Genomic DNA, 23,772 nt, shown 5'->3' with positions numbered 1-23,772 from the left:
GCTGTGCAAGCAGAGAAAGAAAGCATTAGCAGACAATTCACAGCATCAGCCGTAACAAGCATGATGCGTGCGACACCAACACTCATCAGCATGTTCACACCAGAACGGACAGCAATTGCTGTCCGTTTCCAGTTCCGCTATTTATGCTTGAGCTAGTTCTACACCAAAGCTGCTGCCCGCTTTTTCTCTTCGTGGTCTTTTTTATGGGAATACTTCAGCAGTTCCTCAGCCATGGCTTCAATGATATTGGTGTCGTCATCCTCGCCTATCATGCCGGTAGCGGATTTTCTGGCGAGCTCCCGGCGTTCTATCTCATCCATCGCGGATCCGTCAGGGAAGTTTTCTGCCAATACCCTTCTGGCCTTGGAAGACCCGATAACACGGTAGAGCTTGTCCCTGAGGATGGTGTCTTTGCGCGTAGTTGAGAATGCCCATAATTCCATGGGGCCGACAGTGTTGGTCAGCAATTGCTCGTTCCTGTGTTTCTTGGTCGAGAAAATTGCCAGGAAAGTCGAACCACCAGAACGCGGCGGATGGACCCGACCAGACTCCAGTGCATGACGGGCGGTTTTTGACAAACCAAAACGGTCGCCAATTTCCTTGACCTGGGCGGCATCACCACCATCCAGTACAAAGATGGAAGTCGCAAACTCCACCATCTCTTTATCAAAGTCATTCATGGATTGCGACAGCAGGCAAACCTGCACGCCCCATTTACGACCTTCACGCATATATACCAGCACCTGGTCACGCACCACCGGTGAATTTTCTGTCCTGTGGAATTCATCGAAGACGACCCGTTTAGGATCTTCCTTGATTTCATCGACGCGGCCCTTGTGGTAGGCCTTGTACAGAGGACGGCATTCCTGCAAATTCTCTTCATTGAAGAAGAAATTGCGTGTGCCGATGAACTGACCCAGCATGTACATGATACCAGTACGGCGGTCGGCAGCGGCACCGCCGGATTTGGCCACTTCATCCAGATCAATGGCGACGATACGTGTATCACCGATATCGAACCTAGTGGTTGATGTCAGTACCGGATACTCACGCAAGACTGACTGTATCATGCGCGAAAACGCATCGACGATGGTTTCGGAAGTCGCCGTTTTCGGTTTGGTATACACGTCCCTGAAAGACTGATCCTGCACAACAGATGTCAGATCATTCATGTTAGGGACGGCGAAGCGCTGTGCCAGGATGGCTTCATGCACCATGCCATTCCTGAACAATTCGTCGGTGATGTCCCACCAGGTAGTAATTTCATCGGTATGCAAGCCCAATGACCTGACGGCAGCATCGACTTTTTCGTCCTGATGCTCAGAATAACGCTTGGGGCTTTTTTCTGGCGAATACAGGCGATAAGCTTCATCTACCACCATACCGCAAATATCTGGCATACCATCATAAGGCTCGGTTTTACCCATGGGCATGGTCAACAGAGTCAACAAGTTGACCAGGAATGCACGCTCTTGCGGTATCGGGTAATGATAGCCAAGCTGGGTGTCAAAGGGGTTGACGGCATATTCCGGCGTCATGCGCAGGCGGAAATAATTGGCCAGATGCTTGAGATTCGGTGGCAACGCATCCTTGACCAGAGAAATCAAACCGCTTGATGAAGGGCCGATATCAATGACGGAAATGCGCGGCAGGCGCTTGAGGCCAGGCATCACGCAAATTGCCCAGTTCAACATATTCGACAGTACTGACTTACCCGAACCTGGTTTCGCAAAAATGATATCAATCCAGGTCGTTTGTTTGCTGGAACCAGGCTGATAAGGCCACAGTTTGCCATCCGGTGAGCGGAATAATACCGCACCTTCTTTCCACGACGATGCCGGGCGCTGCAGTGGCATCATATAGACGATGTCCGGCAGAGGAGCAATCGCTGGCGTGCCCATGTTCTTGGTCGAAAAGCCGACCAGAGTGGACGCAACTCCCTCGAACGGGTCGCCACTCTTGTCGAACACTTCTATGCCACCCCAGCCTTCGATGGCGCGCGCCAGCCGTTGTTCACGACTACGCAAGAGTTTTTCTTCGCCGACTGGTGCCCAGGTGGCAAACGACATCGACACTTTGACAACCGTGCCCCCCTCCATGTCCTGATAATTCTGCAAGGCCTGCACCGCATTATTGGCGAGCTTGTTATTTGACGAGGCAAACGAGATCAGCGCCGCTATCATGGATTTCATGCCAAATCCACGTACACCACCACCTTCCATCATCATCGAATAACGCCATGGCAGGTCCGCCTCCCTGATGCGGGCAAACAATCTTTGGAAGGTATTGATGTCTTTGGGGAAGAGGTAGACATGAATGGGTGCAATAATGCGGTCGCCTATGCGCAGCCACTTGCCATTCAATTCTTCTGCATCACGCGGCATGATCTGGTGTTCTATGCGCGGATACAGGATGTCTGAAATATCGCGCGGATGTGTATTTTCAAAAGCGCGCGGAGATAATTTGTCACCCAACAATCTTGGTTTCCACAATTCGTCGGTGTAATCAGCGTCATAAGACATGCGCGCTACACGCAAGGCACTATGCGCATCAAGGATTTCACAATCCAGGCCGGCTGTCTCCAATTCAAGCTTGACTGAACGCTTGAAAGAACTGTGCCTGTCGCGCAATTCACGTATCGCGGCGAACAGATACTGGCTGTGCTTCATGACGGGCACATTATGGTCTTTGTTGAACTGGACTTTTTCTTTGTTCGCTGAAGCGGATTCGGCCTTGGTCATGGATGATCCATGAGTCCACAACACCAGGTAGCATTCTTCATGCGAGGTATATTGCGACATGTGCGCGACTTTGGCATCAAACATGTCCTGCACATCCATTTGCAGGTTCCTGGCTGTTTCCCTGGAACCATCGAGGGCATAAGTGATATCACGCACCACAAAATCTTTGTCACAGCCAAAGACGATTTGCATATGATGCCCGGGATTACCGAAGAAAGCTTCTATCCCCTGCATCAACGAACGGTGAATGGAAGCAAATTCTTCCACGCCTACCAAAAACCTTGCTCCATCTATGCGTATAAAACTGATCAGCGAGCCATCTTTGGCGACCAGGGTGCTCTCATCGTCTGTGGTTTCCAGTTCACAGTAAACAGAAGCAGAGCTCCTGAACATGGAGCCAGCCCAATAAACGAATTCATCAACACCTTCAAGAACAGAATTTACAACCGACATATTTTCCCCGATCAAATAGCGGTACTCCAGATAATCGGTACACCACCCCTATCATCTGGAAACATCAAGTGATGTTTCTCTACATATACCCCGGTGCAACATGGACCTTTCATGCACGTTACATGGACACGAGATGAATATCAGAAAAACAAAGCCCCGCAGACATGGCCTGCGAGGCTTTTTGTGACTTTTGCAAATCACTGCCGTTCCGCCTGCAATGACATCAATAATCCAGCCATGCCAACTCGCATTAAGCCAGGCTGTATTTAGCCAAAGCCAGACATTTATCAAGCCATTGCCACTAAAAGGAGCTGAATGCCATATACATTAAGCTTCAGCACCGGTTTCATGAAAATGACTTGTTTTGCTTCCCGGCTTTGCCAGTTCCAGCTTGCACCAGAACCGGCATGAAAATATTAAGAAGCGTAGCTGCTGTAGTCGTAAGAAACGCGCGTGCTGTTTTGCGAACCGCCCCACAGAGACTGACCAGCAGTTGTCATCAAGGATGGCAGATACAACAGGCCTGCAGCAACAGCCAACATGACGATAGGCGTAGACAAAGGCGTTTGTTGAGGATTGTCTTTATGCGCCTTGAATTTGAACATGGAACCACCTGCCAGCGCTACACCAGCCATGTAGCAGGCGCCCTGGATCATTACCTGTACGCCGTTGATGCTCTTGGACGCATTCATCGCTACGTCACCAATCGATGTACCTGCCTGCGCGAATGCCAGTTCTGGAACCAGCGCTACTGCTACACCCGCAGCCACGCCCAACACCATGCCCAGCTTGCCTTTAATACTTTTGTTAAGTTTTTTCATGGAAACACTCCTAAGCTTTAGAAATAGATGCAACAAAGTCCGGTAAGAACATCAACAAGAATACCTTAGACCAAAAATGCTTTCAAGTTTTTATACAAACAAAAGTAAAAATATTTTCCTTTTTAAGACAATCTGCAAAAGCTTGCCTTAAGGAGAGATAATAATGTTGCTGATACCCAATGTTCTTTGCAAAACTTCTGAAAGTGCAACGATATTCAGGCAGAAAGTCCCACCGACCAGTAATACGATGGCGCGCTTGGCCGTGTCTTCTTTATGGCCGCCACCAGACCCCAGCATCTTGAGCGCATACCAGCCGCGGACAAACGCAATCAGGCCTATCAGGTTAACGAAACCGATCACTACCCGCGCAGCCTTGATACCATCCGCATCTAGGATGCTGGAGGTGGTATAGGTCATGATGGTGCTGGTGCCAAAGGTGGAAACCAGGAAAGTATCTATCGAAGAAGAAAGATAGAACATGCCGGTTGCAGCCAGTAATGTCATGACCACCGACATCGCCCCTTCATCGGATTTTCTTTCGCCTATACGCTTTAGTTTGAACATGGAAAAACCGAACAGGAACATCGCCGTCACAAAAGCCATGGCCTGTACAAAGTTCCATAGTCCCGGAATGCTCTCGCCAAACTTCAGCAACATCGACAAGGCCGTCGGACCCTGAGCAAAAGCTGGCGCTGCCAGCAAGCCGGCAGTTATGCCGGTGAAAAATCGTAAGCGCGATGCTGACATCAAAGTCCCCATAGCTGTCATCAGTTATAAGTACGTCCACCAGCCTGGAAAGATTTTCTTTCGAAATCGATTCTTTCCAAGCGGCCCAGACCTTCCATGTCACCGCCTAGCTCAACCTCATGGGTCAGGCCATCACGGTCACGGTAAAGTACCCGGTCGCGCAAGATAGTCAGGCCTTGCAAGGACAGGGGCTTGGGCGCGGCATCCATTATCTGGGTACGGGCACCCGGGTTTTGAGCCTGTGCGACGCTGGTCTTTGTTGAAATGCGGGGCAGTTCTGTTGCGACAGCGCTTCCTGGCCTGGCGGTATCAAACAACATGACACGACCGCCGCTTGACTGAACTTGCTGAGCTGGCTGCGCAGACTGAGCCTGTTGGCCTGACCTGATATTCGCTTGAACTGGTTCACGCTGCGCCTCCGGCAAGACTCCAGATTTATTGGAGGCATGACAGAAATTACGCCTTGGCTCGTATTTGCAGAGTTCAGCTTCCAGACGCAATTTAGTCAGCCCAAGGTCATTCACACGCCCCTCCAGCATGCTGACATATTGCTCGCGCTTTTGCCCGTCCTGAGCCGGCGCATAAGACTGGGCGACCGCGGCGCTTTGCAGTGCAGGTCTTGGTGCCATCGTGTTTGCTATTTGCACAGCTGCTGCTGCTGGCAGGACGACTGGCGCAGCTGCAGGTGTCACCACCGTGCCCGGAGTCGCGGCTGCAGTTGCAACAGGTGCAACTGGGTTATTGCTATTACGATTCTTGAGCTGCGCCAATGCAGCCAAATCGTCGTTCTGGGGTGAGCTGGCCGATGCTGCTGCAACTTCTGCCACTGGTTTATCTGCTGCAGCCACAGCAGGCTTGTCTTTTGCCTCAGACTCACGCTTCTTGCGCTCAGCGTCTTCTTTTTTATTTTTGTATGCCTGCTGCTGTCGCATACGATCATCGTTTTGTGAGGCCTGGAATTGCATGTACTGGTAGTAACCATATACCCCCATGACGAACAGCATGAGGCCGCCCATGGCCAGGTACATGGTCTTGTTATTATTTTTTGCTGCCACCGCAGACACAGGCACTACTTTTTTTTCTGACTCTGTCTTACCAGCTTGCGAAGAAGCAGCTCCGGCATTTTCATCATGCTCGCCTGAAAGGCCGTCCCAGTCATTCATACCCATCATCTATTCCTTATCTTCAATTTACTTTTGGCTTTGCGGTCAAAAATGAAAATGCGTTTTACCAGCGGTACTAGCGTTGACCATATACAGGGATTTGCCCATACACTGAGGGCTGACCACCATAGGCTGGCTGAGGATAGGCAGGCTGCGGCACATACACTTGCTGCTGACCATACATTGCTGGTGCCTGGGCAGGCGGCATGGGAAGCGCAGGTGCATAGGCATTTGCAACTGCGGCCTGTGCTGCGGCCTGCCTTGCACCATTTGACGTAGCTGCGCCCGGTGCCGGACCGTTATTGTCAGCATTAACACCTTCGACATAGACAATGTCTGCTGCGACCAGCAAACCTATCTCGGTTTGTGAATACACTTCCAGGGTATTTGGCCTGTTGGTATAAGGTGCCAGCGTACTGGCGACACGGTTCATGGTTTTTGCCGCACCACGGGCAATTAATTGCTTATTATTAAGTTCTGATTGCGTCACAATGGTAGGCGAACCATTCTGTCCATAAATAACCGAAGAATTATTTTGCGCCTTGCCCTCGGCATAACCCTGGGCAAAATCAACAATGGCTGCGAGGCCAAATTTGGTCAGCAAATGCCTGTCTACATTATCGGCAACCGCAGCACGTTTCGTATCACGATCGACAGCAAAAATTTTGACGGGAATGGAACGCTCAAACTTAGGGTGATTCAGCGAAGTAAATTGAATCACGGCTTTTTCTGAGTAAGGCGCAGTCTGCCCGGATAGTGCACCGAGCAACTTGCCACCCTTGAATGGCCCACTCAGGATGTAGGCGGTGATGGCACTGGGCTCATCGGTATTCATGCCTATATCGATGCTGCCATAAAAAATATCACCGGCCCTGGCAAAGACCTGGCCTTTCTTTTGTGCGTCAGCTTTAGTGGTCGGCTGCTCGCGGTTATCTTTTTCTTTTTTCTCGTCCTGTGCACTCTCAGTGCCCACATAGGCCGTGTAGAAAACTCTGGAGCCTGGCTCCCATACCTCATTGATCTTGGTTTTGTCAGCAGTCAGCTTACGCTTCCATTCATCGACTTTTTTCTGTTGGGCGGCTTCTGCATCGCGAATATCCTGCTCGCTAGGTTCACGCGGGCCTGCATACCTGGCATAACCATTGTCTGCATTGCGGGCTGCATACATGCTGGGATCTATGCTATTGCCAGCATTCGCAACAGATGCAGGAGCCGCGTCCGGGCGCATTGTTGCAATAAAGGTCTGCCCACTTGACTCTGCCTTCTTGGCGGCGTCTTCGTTGGCGGCCTTGCGCAAGTCAGACTGCTGGGCATCCACTTTATTTGGATCAATGGCAGTTTTTTTATTAGCATCCGCAGGCAAGGCTGCCGTGCTGGTAGGCTCACTCTGCTCTTTGCCCATGGAGTTTTTCTTGATCAGTCCATTGACAGCCAATGCAATACCCGCAACCAGAACAACGGCAACACCAATGACCATCATGCGGGATTTAGGATTTGTCAGGAAAGCCGCTCCACCTGTTTTCTTTTCTGCCATTTAAAACCCCGACACGCGTAATTCAACACTCTTACCTTCTTGCGCCGCATAGACCACTGGCGTGCGCGCAGGAAGCTCATAAACATTGGTACCATCAATCGAGGACATGGTTCCTGTCCATGACGGTGAGCGCACTGAAGTCTTGTTGGTCAGGCGCAAATACATTTTTCCATCCAGCATCCAGGCCCGGGCATCTGCACCTTCAACCTTGAGTTCCTGGGCCTTTTCCGGCACCACGCCATTCAACATGGAAAACATCGAGGAAGAAGCCTCAGGCGGCATTTGCTTTTCTATCAGAGCAGCAGCATTCGGGCCGCGTACAGGCATCCTGGCATCCAGACGTACATCGGTTTCTTTTTGTCCGGTGACGAGGCGCACAAAGACTGGTGTACTCATACCAGCGAGGAAAACTTTCAAATTGCCGTACGCGTAATCTTTGATAGGCTCCAGCGCGATCTCATGCGGATTATTATTTGCATGAAATTCCACTGCAAACATGCTCTTGGAAGGCGCCGCAAATTTGACGACAGGCCAGGGATTGCCAGTTGAATCCGTGAACAGCAGGGACGAATTCTCATTGACGTTCAGGCGCATGACCGGTATCACCGACCCCGGCTGCAGGTTCACAATGACAGAAGAAATCACTGCTCTGTGCATTTGCCCGTCAGGCGTGCGCACCGAACGCTTGAAATCATCAATACGGTCGTAATAACGATTGATTTCATCACGACTGAAGGTCACGGTTTCATCCAGCAACTCATCAAAAGCCTGCTCTTTGGGATCGCGGAACTGTGGCATCTTGAGCTTCGTACGAGGCCTTGCGTAACCATCTGGCGAAGGCAGCATGGCAGGATCGCTATAACGCGCATTGAGCTCAGATGCAGTCAGCCTGGCGGGGCTGGCCTGTTGCGCCGGATCTGCAGGTGCAGGCGGCAAAGCACTGGGCAAGGCCATTTCGCCAGGCTTGGTTTGCGTTTTGGCGGCAGCTGGAGCATTGGCAGCATTCTGCCTGGCCAAAGCAGCACTCCCAAGCAAACTCAGGAAGAGTGCGCAGGCAAGCCGGATATTTCTATTCTTATTCATCATCAACGACCTCAAATCACCGCTCGAATGTACTGAAGCTATCAATCACCACACCGCGCGGGTTCTCCAGTGGAGAAATGGCACGCAGGTTCATCTTGATGATCAGTTTTTGCTTGATAGGGCTTTGTCCGAAAGGTGTGTAGGTCACATCGATCGGCATTTCCACTTTCCACATATAGATACCATTTACTGGTGCCTCACCAGTGATGACGGGGCTGCTGGTAACAACGGCAGAAACCAGCATGGATTTTTCCTTGACGGTCTGCAGCGTGCCAGATTTATCCAGTTGCTCCATATACGCCTGCCAGCCCTCAGCACTGAAATAATCGACATTGCCCTGGAACTGCTTGCGGTAGTTCACGTAGTCATAGGTAAAAATCGAGGTAACAGACTCAGCAGCCCAGGTCAGCAAGGCATTCTTGGAAATCGTGGGGCGACTGATGGGACGCAATTCAATAATGCGCCCGTCATTTTCTGCCGCGATATACAAAGGCTTGGGAGGATTACGATAAACATCGTACAAGGCATACGCCAGCAGAATAGTCAGCACCAGCAGGCCTGCGACAATTTTCTGGATAAAGCGATAGCGGTCGAGATAAAACTCGGCGCGAGCCATGTTCAATTCAGGCTGCCCTGTGGTTTCCCTGGTATTGCCGCCTGCATGCGGCGTATCACCAGCATGCACAGGCGGTTTGGTTTCCGCCTTGGCTGGCAATTGTTGTTGAGCTATGGAGCCAGACATCTTGATCCTCTTACACGTTATGGATACGCTGATTCAACATTTGCTGCTGCGCCTGCTGGCGCATTCGCAGCCTTGGCGGCCTTGGCAGACTTTACCTGGCCTACACTGTCAAATTGCCTCAATTTCACCAATAAACCATTGCGCGTGGTGGCATACAAATCACGCTGGGGGAAACTGCTATATACCAGGAACATCCCCACCACCAGGACAATATCCAGACCGACCAGGCCGATCGCCAGGACAGTCATGCGGCGGAAGTTATCTCTATAAAACTCATAGCCATAACGCCTGGTCTTTTTGACCACAGGCTTGGGCGCTGGTTGTACGGATGTTGCAGGGTCTTTTTTCATGGAAAAATTTAGAATTCTTCAATTATCTTATCATGTCAATTTATGAAAACAAAGGCCAGATAAGGTTTTTTCGACATTTATTCCAAATTCTACCAGCTTTACAATTAAATTATTAAGACAATGATGGTAAAAAACATCTTGTTTGTAACAAGGCAGTGAAATACTGTCTGTTGGTATCCAAAAAAGGCATTTACGGAGGGAAATATTTCAGAAAAATTACATGAAGCGGGCTGGCATCAACTCCATGCATTGAGGAATAATGGAGGGATGCAGAGGTAATCTTCGTTAGCCATCATGGTTGCACGAGACTTACTGCACATTGCGCGGCGCTACCAGCCCGTCTGGAACTATTGACACCTGCGCAGCCACTCCGGCAATTACTATGGTCACTACTGTGGCAACATCGGCAGCTACTCCTGCAGCATTTCCCTGATCATTGCAAGACGATTCAAATACACGGCCTCGCCATTGGAATCATCAGATACCGCTGGGGCAAAATATTCATCTTTCATCTTGTCGAACAGGGTCTCCTGCACGGCCCTGACCGCCTTGTCTTCTGCGACAAAGGGCAGCAGCGGCAAAGCCCGCCCGAAAGGGAAATTGGTTGCACAGCGATTCAATACCTGTATGACGCCATACAAGGCTTCCAGCGCTGCGGCCAGCTTTGCACCGCCATCTGCAGGCAAATCTGCGGCCATTGCGGGGCTGTTCTGCTGCAAATGTTGAAAGTATTCAGCGGCCAGGCCTGTTGGTGGCTGTATGGACTGGTATAGCAGCAGGGCACGTTCCACATGAGGTTTGTGCAGATTGTGCAGAGCTTCGACTAATTGATCTATCAATGGCATGGCATGTATTCCAGAGGATATACTTTGCAGTATCTGATTGGGGGTAGCTGATTGGGGGTAGCTTATTTAAGATAAATTACTCAGTCAGATTCACATTACAGGTTTTCTTTTTTCCACCCTGCGCCTTGGCTGCCTGATAGCGGCTGTTGGCAGCCTGCCTGGATACATCCATCAGTGATTCTTTCATTTTCTCCACATCAAATTCTCGTGCAGGTGCGGGCTGAGTGCTGCCAATAACCATCTTTCCATCCTTGTTTTGCAGCACATCACTACCCGTAGTTTTGCTACTGACAGGCGCGCCATCGCAACTCATGATTTGCGGTTTTACCGTTGCTGATTTGGATTTCCCCAGCAAATCCACATTGACCAGCTTTATGCCACGCTCGGCAGCCAGCTCTTCACTCAGGGAACTACCCGCAAAACATGATTGCGCGACAGTTGCGAAACAAACCAGGAGGTATAAATTTTTCACAAGCCCTTCTCCAACATTTTGACTTCATACGAAGGCTCAATGATTTCACTACATTGCTTGATCACTGCCAGATATACCGGCTCATTTCTTTGCGCCTGTGCCTCAGCGATCAGGAAAAAGTTTTTTGACTCGCTGATGGATGACTTGAATCTGATATTGCGACCAGACGGGCTGATTTTCTGCCCGGATCCCAACAGGTGGTACTTGAACATGCCAAACACATCCACCTCCATTTTTCCTGCCTCCAGCTGCATGGGTCTGACGACAAAGCTGACGTCTTCAAACAAGACCTGCTCGGCTATAGCCCCACTCTTCTTGAAGGCTACGGAAAAATATTTTCCCAGTATGAATTCGTAATTCGCCGACACAGCATATTGCTGCAAACGGTTAACATTCATTCTGGCAAAGTCATTGTCGAATTCATCAAATTGCGATGAAAACGCATAGAAGGAATAAGGACCACTGACTTTTTTCTCACACTTGTGAGCAGCACCGCAAACCTGCCGCGCCACCTCACTACCGGCAGGAAGACGATAAATGGCAAGTTCATATTCGTTATGGTGCTGGGGTACCTTACCTGGCAAGCTGGTTCTTGGCTTAGGTTCGGACTTTGCTCCGGCAACCGGTGCTGCCAGCACTGGCCACATGAATGCAAGTGCACAAATGCCCAAGGAAATAGGTAGGCGCAACAAAGCTTGGTCCCGTCCGTACTCAGCGATTGCGCCGGAACAGGCGGACAATACCCTGACGCACAGCCTGCCCTGCTGTTACCAGGGCAAGTAAAAACACCATCAGGCAAAAACCATAGAATAACCAGGCCAGATAAGCCTTCAATTGTGGGAACAGGGTATTGGCCAGCAGCCCGGTCAAGAAATATATACTTACCAGTAGCAAATGAAGCCGTCCGGTTGTCAGTGATGGCAAGCGCAAGGCAAAGCACAGGGGCAATAAGAGTAATGCGCAAAAAATAATCAGGCTGAATACGCGCTGCTCAAAATAGATACTGAGCATGCGGGTAAGGCCAATACCAAATAACAGGCAAATCATGGCACTGACAGCAAACAATATTTGCATGACACTACCAGACAGCGTCGCTGGCTTACCGATTGCCGGGTCGGCACTGGTTGTGTCCAGTGTGCCCGATGTACTTATTGTACTCATGGTGCTCATTGTTTACTTTCATCAAGTACTTGCTTCCAGGCCGCAAACCGGGCCAGTTGCTGCATGAAAAAACTACGGTAAAAAAAATACCGCCCCAGCTCATAGAAAATCACACAGACAAAAGCGCCAGGTATCGCCATCGCACCCGCACCGGTGGCATTCAAGGCGGTTACCAGCAAAGCAAAAACAGCGACGGCACTGAGCAAGCACAAGACCAGCAAAAACAGGGTCGTTGCCAGCCTACGTAATTTCTTGCGCAAAAATGGTTGATAGATCATCGCTTAATTGCCTATATTTTTTTGCTGATGGTTGGCAGAACGTTCGCAGAGCCTGTCCTGCATCATCTTTTCGGCAAGGCATTAGGGGAGACGAATTCTGTCTTTTCTTTCAGCTTTGGCGCTACGCCGTCGTCAATGCAGATGCTGCGGAATATAAAGCCCTGTGGCCTGCTGTCTTCATACGACTTTAACTCAACAGGCTGCAACAAATCCTTGCGCTGAAAATCCATAAGGTTTTTCTTGGCATAGGCATAGAGCGCCTTATAGTCAGATACCTCGTACTTGGACGCATTCAACTGATCATAGGCGGTGAAAAAATTACCCTGTACAGCTGTCGCGTCTTTGACGCACTCTTCCATTTGCTTTTTACGGATGGCAAAAAGCTCTTTTTGTTTTTCATTAAATGGTTCCAGACTGACATTGATTTCAAGCTCCTTGAGCTTGATTTGCCTGTCACTGGCAAAATGTCTGACAAACATCAGGTCAGTCGCGAGTACAATCAAGCGTTGCGAGCGTGCGTCATCAAGCGGCTCCCGAATTTCAGGAATTGGAATTTTTTTCTTATCTTGAGCATGGGCAATATTACAAACATTTCCAAATACCAAAGTGGCTAACAAAGACAGAGCGAGTTTATTCATTGACTTAACCGAATTTTAAAAAATACATACCCAGCAATAGTTTTTCATCGTATCTGAGTAATTTTCAGGGTTTTGCATGGTGCATCAAAATTGACACTTCCAGGCACAATTGCTAGCATTCGATGAGAAAAGTTTTTTTACCTTCATTTTTATAAAGGTATTTTGATGAGCTTAACAAATATTGCGGAAAAATACGAGAATGAAACCGAAAATTCTGTATTACCCGCATGGAAAAAAGAGTTTTTCCAGACTCTGAGCAAGAATCCGGCCGTAAAAACCATTTTTTTGCGCCTTGAAACCCAATATGTGCAAAAAAAGCAAGTTCACCACAGTCTGGTTCCTACCATTGCCTGGAAAGTGGAATTACCGTGCTTTCAAAGTAATTCTCCAGTGCAACTCGCCGAATTGCGGCGGGAACTAGTGGCTACGCTGAAAGTGAATGGTGTTCAGGTTGTCCACAAGACAGACGAATGGATGCGTCACTTGAAAGCCCATCATGAGGTAGGCATGTCTTATGCAAGACTGTGTGGCGTAGCCTGATGAAGAAGTTAATATGTGCGCTGACGGCCACGGTCTTGCTGGCCTCCTGCGGGAAAGTCTCTACGCCAGCAGCCAGCGAAGGCATAGCTTCGCCCAACATGAAGGTGCCCCTGAGCCTGTTGCAATTGGAAATGGCCTGTGAAGACGTGGCTTCCATCATCATGGTGTCCATGTCCAACCGCCTCAGAAATGTTGATGTTTACAAGACCCGTAGTTTTGCCCGTTCAGTTGCCGACTCTTTCGATACCCGCTTCCCGGAATTGCCTGCCGATATACGCCTGCAAACCAGGCGCATTTACATGCAGACAGTCAGTGACCAATATCTGGCTGAACAGGCCGTCATACAACAGCAGGTAGAAACCTTCCGGCAGTATGGTGAAAATCAATTCAGGGATGGCGCGATCAAAGCTTGCAAACACGGCCTGGCGAATATCCCTCAGGGCGAGGCTTTGCCAGTATTGCAGTTAAGGAAATAAGACACTTTTGTTATCTTTGTTGATACAGCAAATGCCCGGGACAGCATGTATCATCTTTCTTTGCCTGCTGTACAGCAGGCCAGTTCGCTATACGCAATCAATACGCACTCCCTCAGAAAAACAAAAATGAATACCCCGAACACGGTTAAATCAAAAATAAACAACATCCTCAATGAATTACCGCGCTTTGGCAGTTATGCGTTTGCTGACCTTGCTGCTGAAAAAGAGAGAATACGTGCCATCCTCTCCAAAATCCTGGAAAAACGGGAAGAAGACCCACAACTGAGCGGCTTTGAAGAAAAAATACTGGCAAAGGCACTTAATGTCTATGAGCCTTATGTTGATGCCGCCATACAGCGCAAGCAGACCGGTGAAATCATTATCCGCCCACTGCACACCATCACCTCGATACAGCCGGAACAGATAGAGACAGGAGCGGGTGAAAAATTGTGGATCAAATCTGTGCTCAAGACACGCTATGCGCTGAGCATGCCAGATGACCTGATACTCAAATTGGAAAGCGTGCGCGACTGTAATTTCCGCATCCGCATGGAAGAAGGCTTTACCAATCCTGATCTGCCAGACCTGAACGGACTGGCACACTCAGAACAATTCAGCCTTCTGCCTGAAGGCTATCTGAGCCGCGATGAAGATGGTGTGCCTTTACTGTATGCGACCGCCAGAAGCACCGTGCCTTTGTCGCTGGATATGCAGAACGTCGTCAAGATCGAATTCGCCAACCGCAACCATGGCGGTGAATTATGGCGTCACCCGCGCTACCAGTTAAATGATGGCTGCTTTACCAGCCTCGACAGGCAAGGATTTTTATTGCGCTCCAGGCTGATGGCACATATCTCGAAATCTCAACAGCGTTATGAACTCAAGTTATATGATCAGGGAAAACTGATCGCCGAGTCACGCAATTTTCAGACCAGGCATGCAAGACATGCGCTTGCCGAAAACGAAAACCTGCTCAGTAACGCCGTGTTGAAAGAAGCCATACTGAAACTGACACCCGGACCAGGCGACTTGCCCGAGGAAGGTTTTCTGGAAAAATTTGATGCCACGCAAAAGGATTGGTTTGCGTCAGCACGTGCAAAAGAACTGGCTCAGATAGGTCTTGATTTAAGTGCCTGAAGCCTGGGGCCTGGCCTGCAACTGACAATGCAAGCTGCTTCAATATCAAATCAGCCTGCCAGCGAGACAGGTGCAACTTTATTCCTGGAACCTGCTCAATCTTTGACTTGCAGCATGCCGCAGGCCCCGTCTTTTTTCCTCGCAGTATTGAAGTCCAGCTCTGTGTTTTGCAAGTTCATCACCATTCTTGCTGACCTGACCTGATATTCCCTGACGAGGCTATGTTCGGCAGGGAAGTTTGTAAAACTGATGCCTGCCATGTCAAGCAAAGTGGCAAAATTGGCGCTGGTCATACTTGCCTTTTCCTGGTTCTTCAAGAGATTTTGCCACTTCGCGGCATGCTGTTCACGGTATGCCTGATTGGTCCAGACAAAATAAGGCACGCGCAAATTCTCTTCATTCAAGACGCCATGGCCTATGAATTTGCAAGCCTTGTTGGGTAATGATTCGCCATGGTCCGAACCATAGATCATGGCGGCATTACCCGGCAACAAAGCCAATGCCCGCATGATTTCACCGAGTACATGATCGGTATATCGTATGCTGTTGTCGTAGGCATTCGAAGTCACCTGCATGTCATCGATTTGTTGTGCACCTGCCTTGCCTGCACTGCTGACAGGATATTTCTCAAATGCCCTGGGGTACCTGGCCGAGTAAACTGCATGGCTGCCCATGGTGTGCAAGACGATGAGTTTCTTTGCCGGTTTTTCTTGCAGGATATTTTTGAGCGGTCCCAGCAAGGCATCGTCATACACCAGGCCCAGGGTTTCGTCTGATTCAAAATAGTGCTGCACATCTGCCTCTGCCGCGAACAGGGTCGTGACATTGTTCAAAAAACTTTTCTTCACCTGTGTCGATAAAAAATATGTTTTGAAACCGGCTTCCTTAAAGGCTGAAATCAGGGATTTCTGCCGCGCGCCTTCCTGCATGATGTCGCGCCCGCTCAAATAGATGGGTATCGACCCCATCGTAAATGTACGGGGGGTAATCATGTCACGCATGCTGACCAGTTCGCCGTTTTGCCTGGCTTTGAGCAGATTGGGAGAGGTGTCGCGTTCATAGCCATTTATAGTCCAGCGGTCAAACCTGGCTGTCTCGCCTAATACCAGTACATAGGTTTCTTGCGTACCTGTGCTTGCTGTTGCAGTTACCGGCGCGGCGACCGTCGCACCAAAATGGAACTGGCTCAGCTTCTGCTCCATGCCTCGCATGACTTTTTCTTCGCGCCAGAACATCCATAACCTGACAGGCAAACCGTAAGGATAGGTATCCTTCACGGTAGAAAGCAAAGGTGGCAGATTGCCAACACCAAATAGTTTTTCTTTACCATCTTCGCTGATGGTCGGATAGCGGTTGGCATTTTTCTCTTTGAGGTAAGTACTGGCACTCATGGCACCGATATACCAGCCATATCCGGCGATGCAGAGCAGGCAAAGAATCAGGAAGCCACCAGGTTGATAAGCGCTGCGCCGGGCAAAATAGATGGCCAGTACTGTGCTGATTGCGCATAGCAAATGCCACAGCATGACGGCCTGTATATGTTCCAGCAAATAATGGAAGGATTCGCTGCTGTCGCTGGTCGTGAGTATGGAATACAGGCTGGAGCCGGATACACCGCCAAACTCATAGGCAACATAAGCTTCTGCGCCGGCAAGTATGGCCAGCAAGGCTGTCAGCAGCCTGAGCACCCATAACTTCTTCCATAACTGAAAAAAAAGAAAGGAAACCGGTAATACAAACAGGATGATCTTGCCACCGTACAGAGGCAGTGCCGCTGCTTTGGCAACGACGATACCATTGGCGATGGCAAACGGTATCAGCAAGGAAAAGAAAGACAGCAACTCATGAGACAGCCCGGTTTTAAGCTGATGCTTATCTTGACGTTGTTGCTGGCTTTCTTGCTGGCTTGGTTGCTGGCTTTGTTGTTGATTTTGCTGATGATGCTGTGACTGTTCCATGCTGGCAGAAGTATTCATTGATTCTTGCAAGCGGGTACGGTGCACCAGCTATGACTCTATGATTGTTGCTGGTTATTGTGGTTTGGCAGCCGCCGGAGCAAGCATGCGCAGACGCATGACTGAGTTTTCATTCTTGAATTCAATACCATCCTGCGTCCAGGCACTAATCACACTGCGTGCCTTGTCCGACATAAGGCCAGTGTGCCCCTGTAAATTCTCGAAATAAATCACATTGCCTTTGATTCTATAGACACCGGACAATTGCTTACTCACATCTGGTGTAGTTTTGGCCCAGTCTTTTTTTGCTGCATATGAAGACACACTGAATTGAAAGCTGCGGTTCTCTGCCAGACTCATTTTATATTCCAGCACCTGCTGCCTGGATTCAACTACATTGACGAAAGTGCCTGGAATTATTTTTGCATCCGGCAATTTTTCTGCATTTTCCACCATCACGGCATATTCCGGTGTCTCTTTCAGAGGAGTATTGCCAACCGCATCAAGCTGATTTTTATTGCCCAAAAATTCAACAAGCAAGGCAACGCCTGCGACCAATACTGCTACCAGGATAAACTTGTTGATCAGCCGCATGAAATTCTCTTTCCATTTATTAGCTAATGAAAGTAAAATTTCATCAGCATTGACGATAAAGGCAATGTTATCATTAGCTGACAAAAACTGGTCGAAAAACCGTCTTTTCAGGTTTTTTTGTGAACTCCAGACTGTATTGCACCAGAGAATCCGGGATTATGAACACCATACTTGTCGCCTTGCTGGCCAATATGATAGGCAATGAAATGCTGGCACCCAATCAGCCGCGGCCCAATGGCCTGCCGATACTGTACCGCTGTGAGGTCTATCCGCAAGCGAAAATCAATCCAGAAAATTTTGACATGGTAGTCACCCAGGGTCTGCGTAATTGCGTGGCCATGCGTGAAATGACTTTTCCCGAATATCTGGACTGGCGTGACGAGCAGGCGAAGAAAAAACCGGCTGCGCCAACTTAGGCTCAGCTTAAGCTCTGCATTGGCTTGATTTGATTGTTAGCAAGCCCGGGTTGCGCATACAATGCAAGGAGTCTTTCTGCATAACAACAAATTATCAATCATCAGACATTTCATTAAAAAGGTCACTATTCGTGCTTTCTGAACATCTGAATGCCAGCATCTTTTCTGAAACAGAAATTAAAAAGCACTGTGCACGAATTATTATCGATGGCTACGCCATAGAAGCCAATGACGGTGTGGTACCTACTGTTGCTGAATGCCTGCAGGCAGAAAATGGCCTGCGCATCGTCGAGACTTATCTTGCCAGGGGCTATCCTCGCCAGTACTTCAGCCGTTGCGCCCTGCCGCGTGATAGCAATGATTTCTTGCGGGCATTTGCGATTTCAGACCGCTCAAAAATCAGGCTGTATGGTGACATATTGGGCTTCTCTGTTTTCTTTGGCAATTTGCCTATCACTGCACTCTTGCTTGAAAGTATGCACGACAGCCTGGGCAAAACCCATTTTGTCATGACAGAAGACAGCAGCCTGATCTCGGATGAAGAACTGAAGGCGCATATCAGCTACGATAATATTGCTGAGTATGCAGCCAATGAAAATGAACGCTGGACCATGCTGGAAGTGGCATTGGCAGCTCCAAATGGCGCTGTACTTGAATTGATAGAGAACCGCCTGAATACCGATACGCAAAAAATCATTCTGCGACAGCAACTACGGCTAGAGAAAAACAGCCTGCAATCACCATTGTCGAAGATGGTGCGCTATTTTATCGACACGCAACGTATCGATAAAATCGCCATCATAGACCGCTTGCTGAAAGAGATAGGCAGCCCGGTCAGCTTTGCTGAACACTTTAGCGATATCGTATTTGATGCGATACGCAAGCGCTCTTTGCCACCATCCAAGCTGGCACTAATACCGGGCCTGAACAAGAACATGGCTGACCGTAACCAGAATTCATGGTCGCTGTATCTGGATGCATTTATTTCAGACCAGGATCGCCAGGAGTACGAAAAGCTGTTCGCCTGACAAGCCACAAAAAAACTGGCAGGGAAACCTGCCAGTTTTCATTCCGCCATTATCCACTATTAAATAGTCGCCGCCAGACGGGTGCCCTGGTTAATAGCGCGCTTGGCATCCAGCTCTGCCGCCACATCCGCACCACCAATCAGATGCACAGGCTTGCCTGCTGCTTCGAGCATAGCTTGCAGGTCACGCCTTGGTTCCTGGCCCGCGCACAAAATCACATTATCAACCGGCAGCAGCTTTTGTTCTCCACCGATGGTGACATGCAAACCCGCATCATCAATCTTGTCATAGATGACGCCGGCGATCATTTGTACTTCACGGTTTTTGAGACCTGTGCGGTGTATCCAGCCTGTGGTTTTACCAAGGCCATCACCTACCTTGGAAGTCTTGCGCTGCAAAAGGAAGATCAGACGTTCTGATTTTTCCAGATGCGCAGGACGCAAGCCGCCGACGTTTTTGTAGTCAGTATCGATACCCCATTCTGCATAGAATTTTTCAGGGTCCAGGCTGGGACTGGTGCCGCTATGGCTCAGGTATTCGGCAACGTCAAAACCTATGCCACCAGCGCCTATGATGGCGACAGATTTGCCGACAGGTTTCTTGTCACGCAAGACATCGAGATAACTGAGGACTTTGGCATGTTCTATACCTTCGATAGGAGGAACACGTGGGGTGATGCCAGTTGCCAGCACCACTTCATCAAAGTCTGCCAGATCAGCCGCATCGACCTTGGTATTGAGTTTGAGCGTGACGCCAGTCAGTTCGATTTGCTTGCCGAAGTAACGCAGGGTTTCATAAAACTCTTCCTTGCCAGGTACTTGCTTGGCGATATTGAACTGACCACCAATTTCAGAACCGGCATCAAATAAGGTCACAGCATGGCCGCGATTCGCTGCGGTCGTCGCAAAGCTCAAACCTGCGGGGCCAGCGCCAACTACAGCAATGCGTTTGGCTTTTTCCAGCGGGGCATCAACCAGTTCAGTCTCGTGGCAGGCACGTGGATTGACGAGGCAGGACGTGACCTTGCCGCCAAACGTGTGATCCAGGCAGGCCTGGTTGCAACCTATGCAGGTATTGATTTCATCTGCCCTGCCCTGTTCTGCCTTGCGCATGAACAGCGGGTCTGCCAACAATGGGCGCGCCATGGATACCATGTCGCAATAGTCTTCTGCCAGCAATTGCTCGGCAATCTCCGGGGTGTTGATACGGTTGGTCGCGATCAGCGGGATATTCACCTGGCCTTTGAGCTTTTTGGTGACCCAGGCAAACGCGGCGCGTGGCACTTTGGTAGCGATGGTAGGAATACGCGCCTCATGCCAGCCTATGCCGGTATTGATAATCGTCGCACCAGCGGCTTCTATAGCCTTTGCCAGTTGCGTGACTTCTTCCAGGGTAGATCCACCGTCAACCAGATCCAGCATGGACAGGCGATAAATAATGATGAAGTTGGTGCCTACCTTCTCGCGTATGCGGCGCACGATTTCTATAGGAAAGCGGATGCGGTTTTCATAAGCGCCGCCCCATTCATCATCACGCTGGTTGGTGCAGGCGGCGATGAATTCATTGAGCAGATAACCCTCAGAACCCATGACTTCGACACCATCATAGCCTGCTGATTGCGCCAGCGCGGCACAACGGACGAAGTCAGAAATGGTTTCTTCTACTTCTTCTGTCGTCAATGCATGCGGCTTGAATGGATTGATTGGTGCTTTGATCGCGCTAGGTGCGACCAGCGTAGGCTGGTAAGAATAACGGCCAAAATGCAAAATTTGCATGGCGATCTTGCCACCGGCATCGTGCACGGCCTTGGTGACTATCTTGTGGTGTTCTGCTTCTGCTTCGGTTGTCAACATGGCACCGCCATGCATGGGGCGCGCTCTTTCATTCGGGGCGATGCCACCAGTCACGATAAGGCCAACGCCGCCACGGGCGCGCTCTGCATAAAATGCTGCCATGCGCTCAAAGCCATGATCGACTTCTTCCAGCCCCACGTGCATGGAACCCATCAAGAGGCGATTGGGCAAAGTAGTAAAACCCAGATCGAGTGGCTTTGTCAGGTGAGGATAAAAAGACATGGCGTATTCCTAAATAAAGAAGGGTTCTATCAAGCAACAGTTATTGGATATATATTTTATGCAACTGAGTGCATAAGAGAATAACGAAACTGCTTTATTTATGCAACCAGTTGCATATAAAATGTCTAAAAACCACACCGACTATTTACTCTAAAACATGTCCCTGCCCCACGCCTTGCTCACCTCGATTGCCGAAAAGCCATGTTCAGGCTATGACCTGGCGCGGCGTTTTGACAAGTCCATAGGCTATTTCTGGCATGCGACCCACCAGCAAATCTACCGGGAACTGGGGCGCATGGAAGCACAGAGCTGGGTCATTTCTACGGAAGTAGAAGGTGGCCGTGCGGGTAAAAAGCTCATCGCCATCCTGCCTGCAGGCCGGGATGAATTGCGGCGCTGGGCCAGTGAGAGTAGTGCACCGATGAGATTGCGCGATGACATGATGGTCAAACTGCGGGCTGATGCTGCAATAGGACCGCTGGGTCTGGCAGAAGAATTTGAGCGTCGCCTGCAATTGCATGAGCAGGAACTGCAGACTTACAAAGAGATAGAAAAACGCGATTTCAGTGCAGCCAAGCTGTCGCACGAACAGCAATTGCGCTACCTGATTTTAAAAGCAGGCATCACCTTTGAAGAAAGCCGTGTGCAGTGGACTAAAGAGGCTTTGCGCATCTTGAAGGATGGTGCAGAAGCGAAGTGAGCAAATTCCACTTCCTTATTTAGGTCGTGGCCGTTTCACATCAGCCTGTACCGCCTGCAAACGGCCAGCACGCAATTCAGCCACCGCCTTGGCGACAGCAATAGCCACATTGCGCGACTCCTGCTGGATGGCGACATCGGCATCCAGGGTGTCATGGCTATTCGCATAGGGTTCGTAATAGCCTATGTAACGGCCCAAGCGTGCCTGCGTACCGGCATCGATGAAGCCCATCCAGTCAAGCCAGTCTGTTAATGCACGGCGCGAGTCATCGACACCAGTCACATCACCATGCACGATCAAGCCATAGGCACGGCCTGCCAGATGCTGGGGATAATTCCAGCCGGCCATTTCCAGCTCCTTGGCTTTAGCGGCTTTTTTACCTGAAGTAGAAGTCGGATCAGGGTTGCCACCATCCGCACAGACCAGGCGGTCTATCATCAGCTTCAAGGGACTGGGGCTTTGATACCAATAGACCGGGGTGATGATGATGACGGCATGGGCGGCAGTCCAGCGTTCATAAATTTCTGCCATCCAGTCATTGGTCTGGTTCAGTGCATGATTGGGGTAGCAGCTACAAGGCCAGTGGCACAAGGGCATGGCAGTCGAGGCGCAACCCTTGCAAGGGAAAATATTCTTGCCATATTCTGAAGTCAGCAAACTCAGATCAAGTACATCGGGCTGGATATTCGCTTGTTCCAGTTCTTCTTTGGCGATTTGCAACAGACGAAAGCTCTTGGACATTTCACCGGGGCAGGTGCCATCATTACGTGCAGAAGCGCAGATCAGCAAGACGCGGGATGGTGTTGATGCCTGACTCCACTTTGCTTGCGCGGCTTCCAAACGGTCTTTGGTCGCCTGCCATTCCACCGACAAATCATACTCAGGGTCTGCGTAGCCAGCGCCTGCTTTTTGCGTGAAAGGTGCTTTGCGCCCTTCATCATAAGCATGCCAGGCAATTTCTTCCAGTCTGGCGATGGCAGACTCTTCTGCACCAAAAGCCGGATCAATAAAACTGGCACGATAACGTTGCCCAAATTCTTCGCGGCTGAGTTTGGTTTTTGCCTGGCCTAAGCGTATCTGTATCATGGTGTTGGGTTCCGGATGAGTTAGCGCAGTCAATTAGCGCAGTCAAGCACGCAGTCAAGCAATTCCGTCAGCATTCAGCAACGATAGCAAATATCATCAATACTCTTCTGTGTGTTAGCGAACAGATACGTTTGAAACACAGGCATAGTCTGCATGTAGTTTATCAATTAGCTATAAATCCCAGGTCAGGAACACTGATGCGCGAGCTGCTTTTTTGCGCCACGTTGTGCCTGGTCTATTTGAAGCAAACCATAGAAAAGGAATGACCATGAGCGAAAAAACTGCAAGCGTACATTGGGAAGGTTCAGGCAAAACTGCGGTCGGCAATATCAGCACTGAAACCGGTGCCTTGAAAGATTATCCCTATGGATTTGCAAGCCGCTTTGAAGATGACAGGCGCGGCAGCAACCCTGAAGAATTGCTGGGTGCAGCCCATGCAGCCTGTTTCACCATGGCGTTTTCATTTGCCTGCGAAAAAACCGGTTTGAAAACGACTGATGTCGATACCAAGGCCAGCGTCAGACTCTCCAAACAGGGCGAAGGCTTTGTGATAGACCGTATTGCGCTGACGGTGGAAGCCACAGTCGCAGGCATAGACGATGCACAATTCCAGGAAATTGCAGCGGGTGCGAAACGTGATTGCCCTCTGTCAAAAGCACTGGCCAGCGTTCCTGAAATAACATTGCAAGCGACTCTGCGTGTGGATACCACGCCGTAATCACATAAGCACACCATAA

General features: G+C 49.7%; 25 protein-coding genes. 7 read left to right on the top strand and 18 right to left on the bottom strand.

Annotated features, from left to right (window positions below):
• Positions 1-158: 158 nt before the first annotated feature.
• The 14 genes from ACO0LI_RS06090 to ACO0LI_RS06025 all read right to left on the bottom strand — a co-directional run bounded on the left by ACO0LI_RS06090 (position 159) and on the right by ACO0LI_RS06025 (position 13,028).
• Positions 159-3,194, bottom strand: a complete 3,036-nt coding sequence (locus ACO0LI_RS06090; protein WP_423031662.1) for a hypothetical protein — start codon at positions 3,192-3,194, stop codon at positions 159-161.
• 416 nt (positions 3,195-3,610) lie between these two features.
• Positions 3,611-4,015, bottom strand: coding sequence for a hypothetical protein (locus ACO0LI_RS06085; protein WP_423031660.1), 405 nt, complete (start codon positions 4,013-4,015; stop codon positions 3,611-3,613).
• Positions 4,016-4,162: 147 nt separating this feature from the next.
• Entirely contained in the window at positions 4,163-4,762 is a 600-nt protein-coding gene (locus ACO0LI_RS06080; protein WP_423031658.1) for a hypothetical protein, read from the bottom strand.
• A 20-nt stretch (positions 4,763-4,782) separates the two neighbouring features.
• Positions 4,783-5,931, bottom strand: coding sequence for a hypothetical protein (locus ACO0LI_RS06075; RefSeq protein WP_423031656.1), 1,149 nt, complete (start codon positions 5,929-5,931; stop codon positions 4,783-4,785).
• Between the two features lie 70 nt (positions 5,932-6,001).
• Positions 6,002-7,459: a DotG/IcmE/VirB10 family protein gene (locus ACO0LI_RS06070; RefSeq protein ID WP_423031654.1), complete on the bottom strand. Its 1,458-nt coding sequence runs from the start codon at positions 7,457-7,459 to the stop codon at positions 6,002-6,004.
• On the bottom strand, positions 7,460-8,542 hold the full coding sequence (locus ACO0LI_RS06065) for a DotH/IcmK family type IV secretion protein (RefSeq protein WP_423031652.1): 1,083 nt from the start codon (positions 8,540-8,542) through the stop codon (positions 7,460-7,462).
• A 16-nt stretch (positions 8,543-8,558) separates the two neighbouring features.
• Entirely contained in the window at positions 8,559-9,284 is a 726-nt protein-coding gene (locus ACO0LI_RS06060) for a DotI/IcmL/TraM family protein (RefSeq protein ID WP_422950166.1), read from the bottom strand.
• 17 nt (positions 9,285-9,301) lie between these two features.
• A complete protein-coding gene (locus ACO0LI_RS06055; RefSeq protein ID WP_422950165.1) occupies positions 9,302-9,634 on the bottom strand; it encodes a hypothetical protein in 333 nt (110 codons plus the stop codon).
• 410 nt (positions 9,635-10,044) lie between these two features.
• Positions 10,045-10,479 carry a hypothetical protein gene (locus ACO0LI_RS06050; RefSeq protein ID WP_422950164.1) on the bottom strand — a complete coding sequence of 145 codons (435 nt, stop codon included), beginning with the start codon at positions 10,477-10,479 and terminating at the stop codon, positions 10,045-10,047.
• A 76-nt stretch (positions 10,480-10,555) separates the two neighbouring features.
• The gene (locus ACO0LI_RS06045) at positions 10,556-10,951 is read right to left on the bottom strand and encodes a hypothetical protein (RefSeq protein ID WP_423031650.1); all 396 of its coding nucleotides are present in this window, start codon (positions 10,949-10,951) and stop codon (positions 10,556-10,558) included.
• Positions 10,948-11,598, bottom strand: coding sequence for a hypothetical protein (locus tag ACO0LI_RS06040; protein ID WP_423031648.1), 651 nt, complete (start codon positions 11,596-11,598; stop codon positions 10,948-10,950). The genes ACO0LI_RS06045 and ACO0LI_RS06040 overlap by 4 nt, the downstream gene beginning before the upstream one ends.
• A 64-nt stretch (positions 11,599-11,662) precedes the next feature.
• Positions 11,663-12,112, bottom strand: coding sequence for a hypothetical protein (locus tag ACO0LI_RS06035; protein WP_422950161.1), 450 nt, complete (start codon positions 12,110-12,112; stop codon positions 11,663-11,665).
• Positions 12,113-12,117: 5 nt separating this feature from the next.
• Positions 12,118-12,390 carry a hypothetical protein gene (locus tag ACO0LI_RS06030; protein WP_423031646.1) on the bottom strand — a complete coding sequence of 91 codons (273 nt, stop codon included), beginning with the start codon at positions 12,388-12,390 and terminating at the stop codon, positions 12,118-12,120.
• 62 nt (positions 12,391-12,452) lie between these two features.
• A complete protein-coding gene (locus ACO0LI_RS06025) occupies positions 12,453-13,028 on the bottom strand; it encodes a hypothetical protein (protein ID WP_423031644.1) in 576 nt (191 codons plus the stop codon).
• Between the two features lie 165 nt (positions 13,029-13,193).
• Here ACO0LI_RS06025 and ACO0LI_RS06020 point away from each other — a divergent pair, with 165 nt between their 5' ends.
• The 3 genes from ACO0LI_RS06020 (at position 13,194) to ACO0LI_RS06010 (ending at position 15,181) form a co-directional block, all read left to right on the top strand.
• Complete coding sequence (locus tag ACO0LI_RS06020; RefSeq protein ID WP_423031642.1) at positions 13,194-13,568, top strand: hypothetical protein; 375 nt, start codon at positions 13,194-13,196, stop codon at positions 13,566-13,568.
• Positions 13,568-14,044, top strand: coding sequence for a hypothetical protein (locus tag ACO0LI_RS06015; RefSeq protein ID WP_422950157.1), 477 nt, complete (start codon positions 13,568-13,570; stop codon positions 14,042-14,044). Before ACO0LI_RS06020 ends, ACO0LI_RS06015 begins: the two co-directional genes overlap by 1 nt.
• Positions 14,045-14,170: 126 nt before the next feature.
• Positions 14,171-15,181 carry a hypothetical protein gene (locus tag ACO0LI_RS06010; RefSeq protein WP_423031641.1) on the top strand — a complete coding sequence of 337 codons (1,011 nt, stop codon included), beginning with the start codon at positions 14,171-14,173 and terminating at the stop codon, positions 15,179-15,181.
• A 95-nt stretch (positions 15,182-15,276) separates the two neighbouring features.
• Here ACO0LI_RS06010 and ACO0LI_RS06005 read toward each other — a convergent pair whose 3' ends face one another.
• Together ACO0LI_RS06005 and ACO0LI_RS06000 are read right to left on the bottom strand one after the other, a co-directional pair.
• Entirely contained in the window at positions 15,277-17,157 is a 1,881-nt protein-coding gene (locus tag ACO0LI_RS06005) for a phosphoethanolamine transferase (RefSeq protein WP_423031639.1), read from the bottom strand.
• Between the two features lie 54 nt (positions 17,158-17,211).
• Positions 17,212-17,730 (bottom strand): hypothetical protein, encoded by a 519-nt coding sequence (locus ACO0LI_RS06000; RefSeq protein WP_422950154.1) that lies wholly within the window; start codon positions 17,728-17,730, stop codon positions 17,212-17,214.
• A gap of 158 nt (positions 17,731-17,888) precedes the next feature.
• Here ACO0LI_RS06000 and ACO0LI_RS05995 point away from each other — a divergent pair, with 158 nt between their 5' ends.
• Both ACO0LI_RS05995 and ACO0LI_RS05990 read left to right on the top strand, forming a co-directional pair.
• Positions 17,889-18,146 carry a hypothetical protein gene (locus tag ACO0LI_RS05995; protein WP_162043646.1) on the top strand — a complete coding sequence of 86 codons (258 nt, stop codon included), beginning with the start codon at positions 17,889-17,891 and terminating at the stop codon, positions 18,144-18,146.
• A gap of 131 nt (positions 18,147-18,277) precedes the next feature.
• Positions 18,278-19,174 (top strand): hypothetical protein, encoded by an 897-nt coding sequence (locus tag ACO0LI_RS05990; RefSeq protein WP_422950153.1) that lies wholly within the window; start codon positions 18,278-18,280, stop codon positions 19,172-19,174.
• A gap of 59 nt (positions 19,175-19,233) precedes the next feature.
• Here the strand turns inward: ACO0LI_RS05990 and ACO0LI_RS05985 are convergent, their stop codons facing one another.
• Positions 19,234-21,249 (bottom strand): FAD-dependent oxidoreductase, encoded by a 2,016-nt coding sequence (locus ACO0LI_RS05985; protein ID WP_423031637.1) that lies wholly within the window; start codon positions 21,247-21,249, stop codon positions 19,234-19,236.
• Between the two features lie 157 nt (positions 21,250-21,406).
• Between ACO0LI_RS05985 and ACO0LI_RS05980 the strand changes: the two genes are divergently transcribed.
• The gene (locus ACO0LI_RS05980; RefSeq protein ID WP_423031635.1) at positions 21,407-21,949 is read left to right on the top strand and encodes a PadR family transcriptional regulator; all 543 of its coding nucleotides are present in this window, start codon (positions 21,407-21,409) and stop codon (positions 21,947-21,949) included.
• Between the two features lie 15 nt (positions 21,950-21,964).
• Here ACO0LI_RS05980 and ACO0LI_RS05975 read toward each other — a convergent pair whose 3' ends face one another.
• Complete coding sequence (locus ACO0LI_RS05975; protein ID WP_423031633.1) at positions 21,965-23,035, bottom strand: flavodoxin family protein; 1,071 nt, start codon at positions 23,033-23,035, stop codon at positions 21,965-21,967.
• Positions 23,036-23,303: 268 nt separating this feature from the next.
• Here ACO0LI_RS05975 and ACO0LI_RS05970 point away from each other — a divergent pair, with 268 nt between their 5' ends.
• A complete protein-coding gene (locus tag ACO0LI_RS05970) occupies positions 23,304-23,753 on the top strand; it encodes an OsmC family protein (protein ID WP_423031631.1) in 450 nt (149 codons plus the stop codon).
• The last annotated feature ends 19 nt before the right edge of the window (positions 23,754-23,772 follow it).

The organism is Undibacterium sp. Tian12W, assembly GCF_049339405.1.
Lineage (GTDB): Bacteria > Pseudomonadota > Gammaproteobacteria > Burkholderiales > Burkholderiaceae_D > Undibacterium.
The sequence above is the reverse complement of the archived record's forward strand: the minus strand, read 5'-3'. Positions and strand labels throughout refer to the sequence as shown.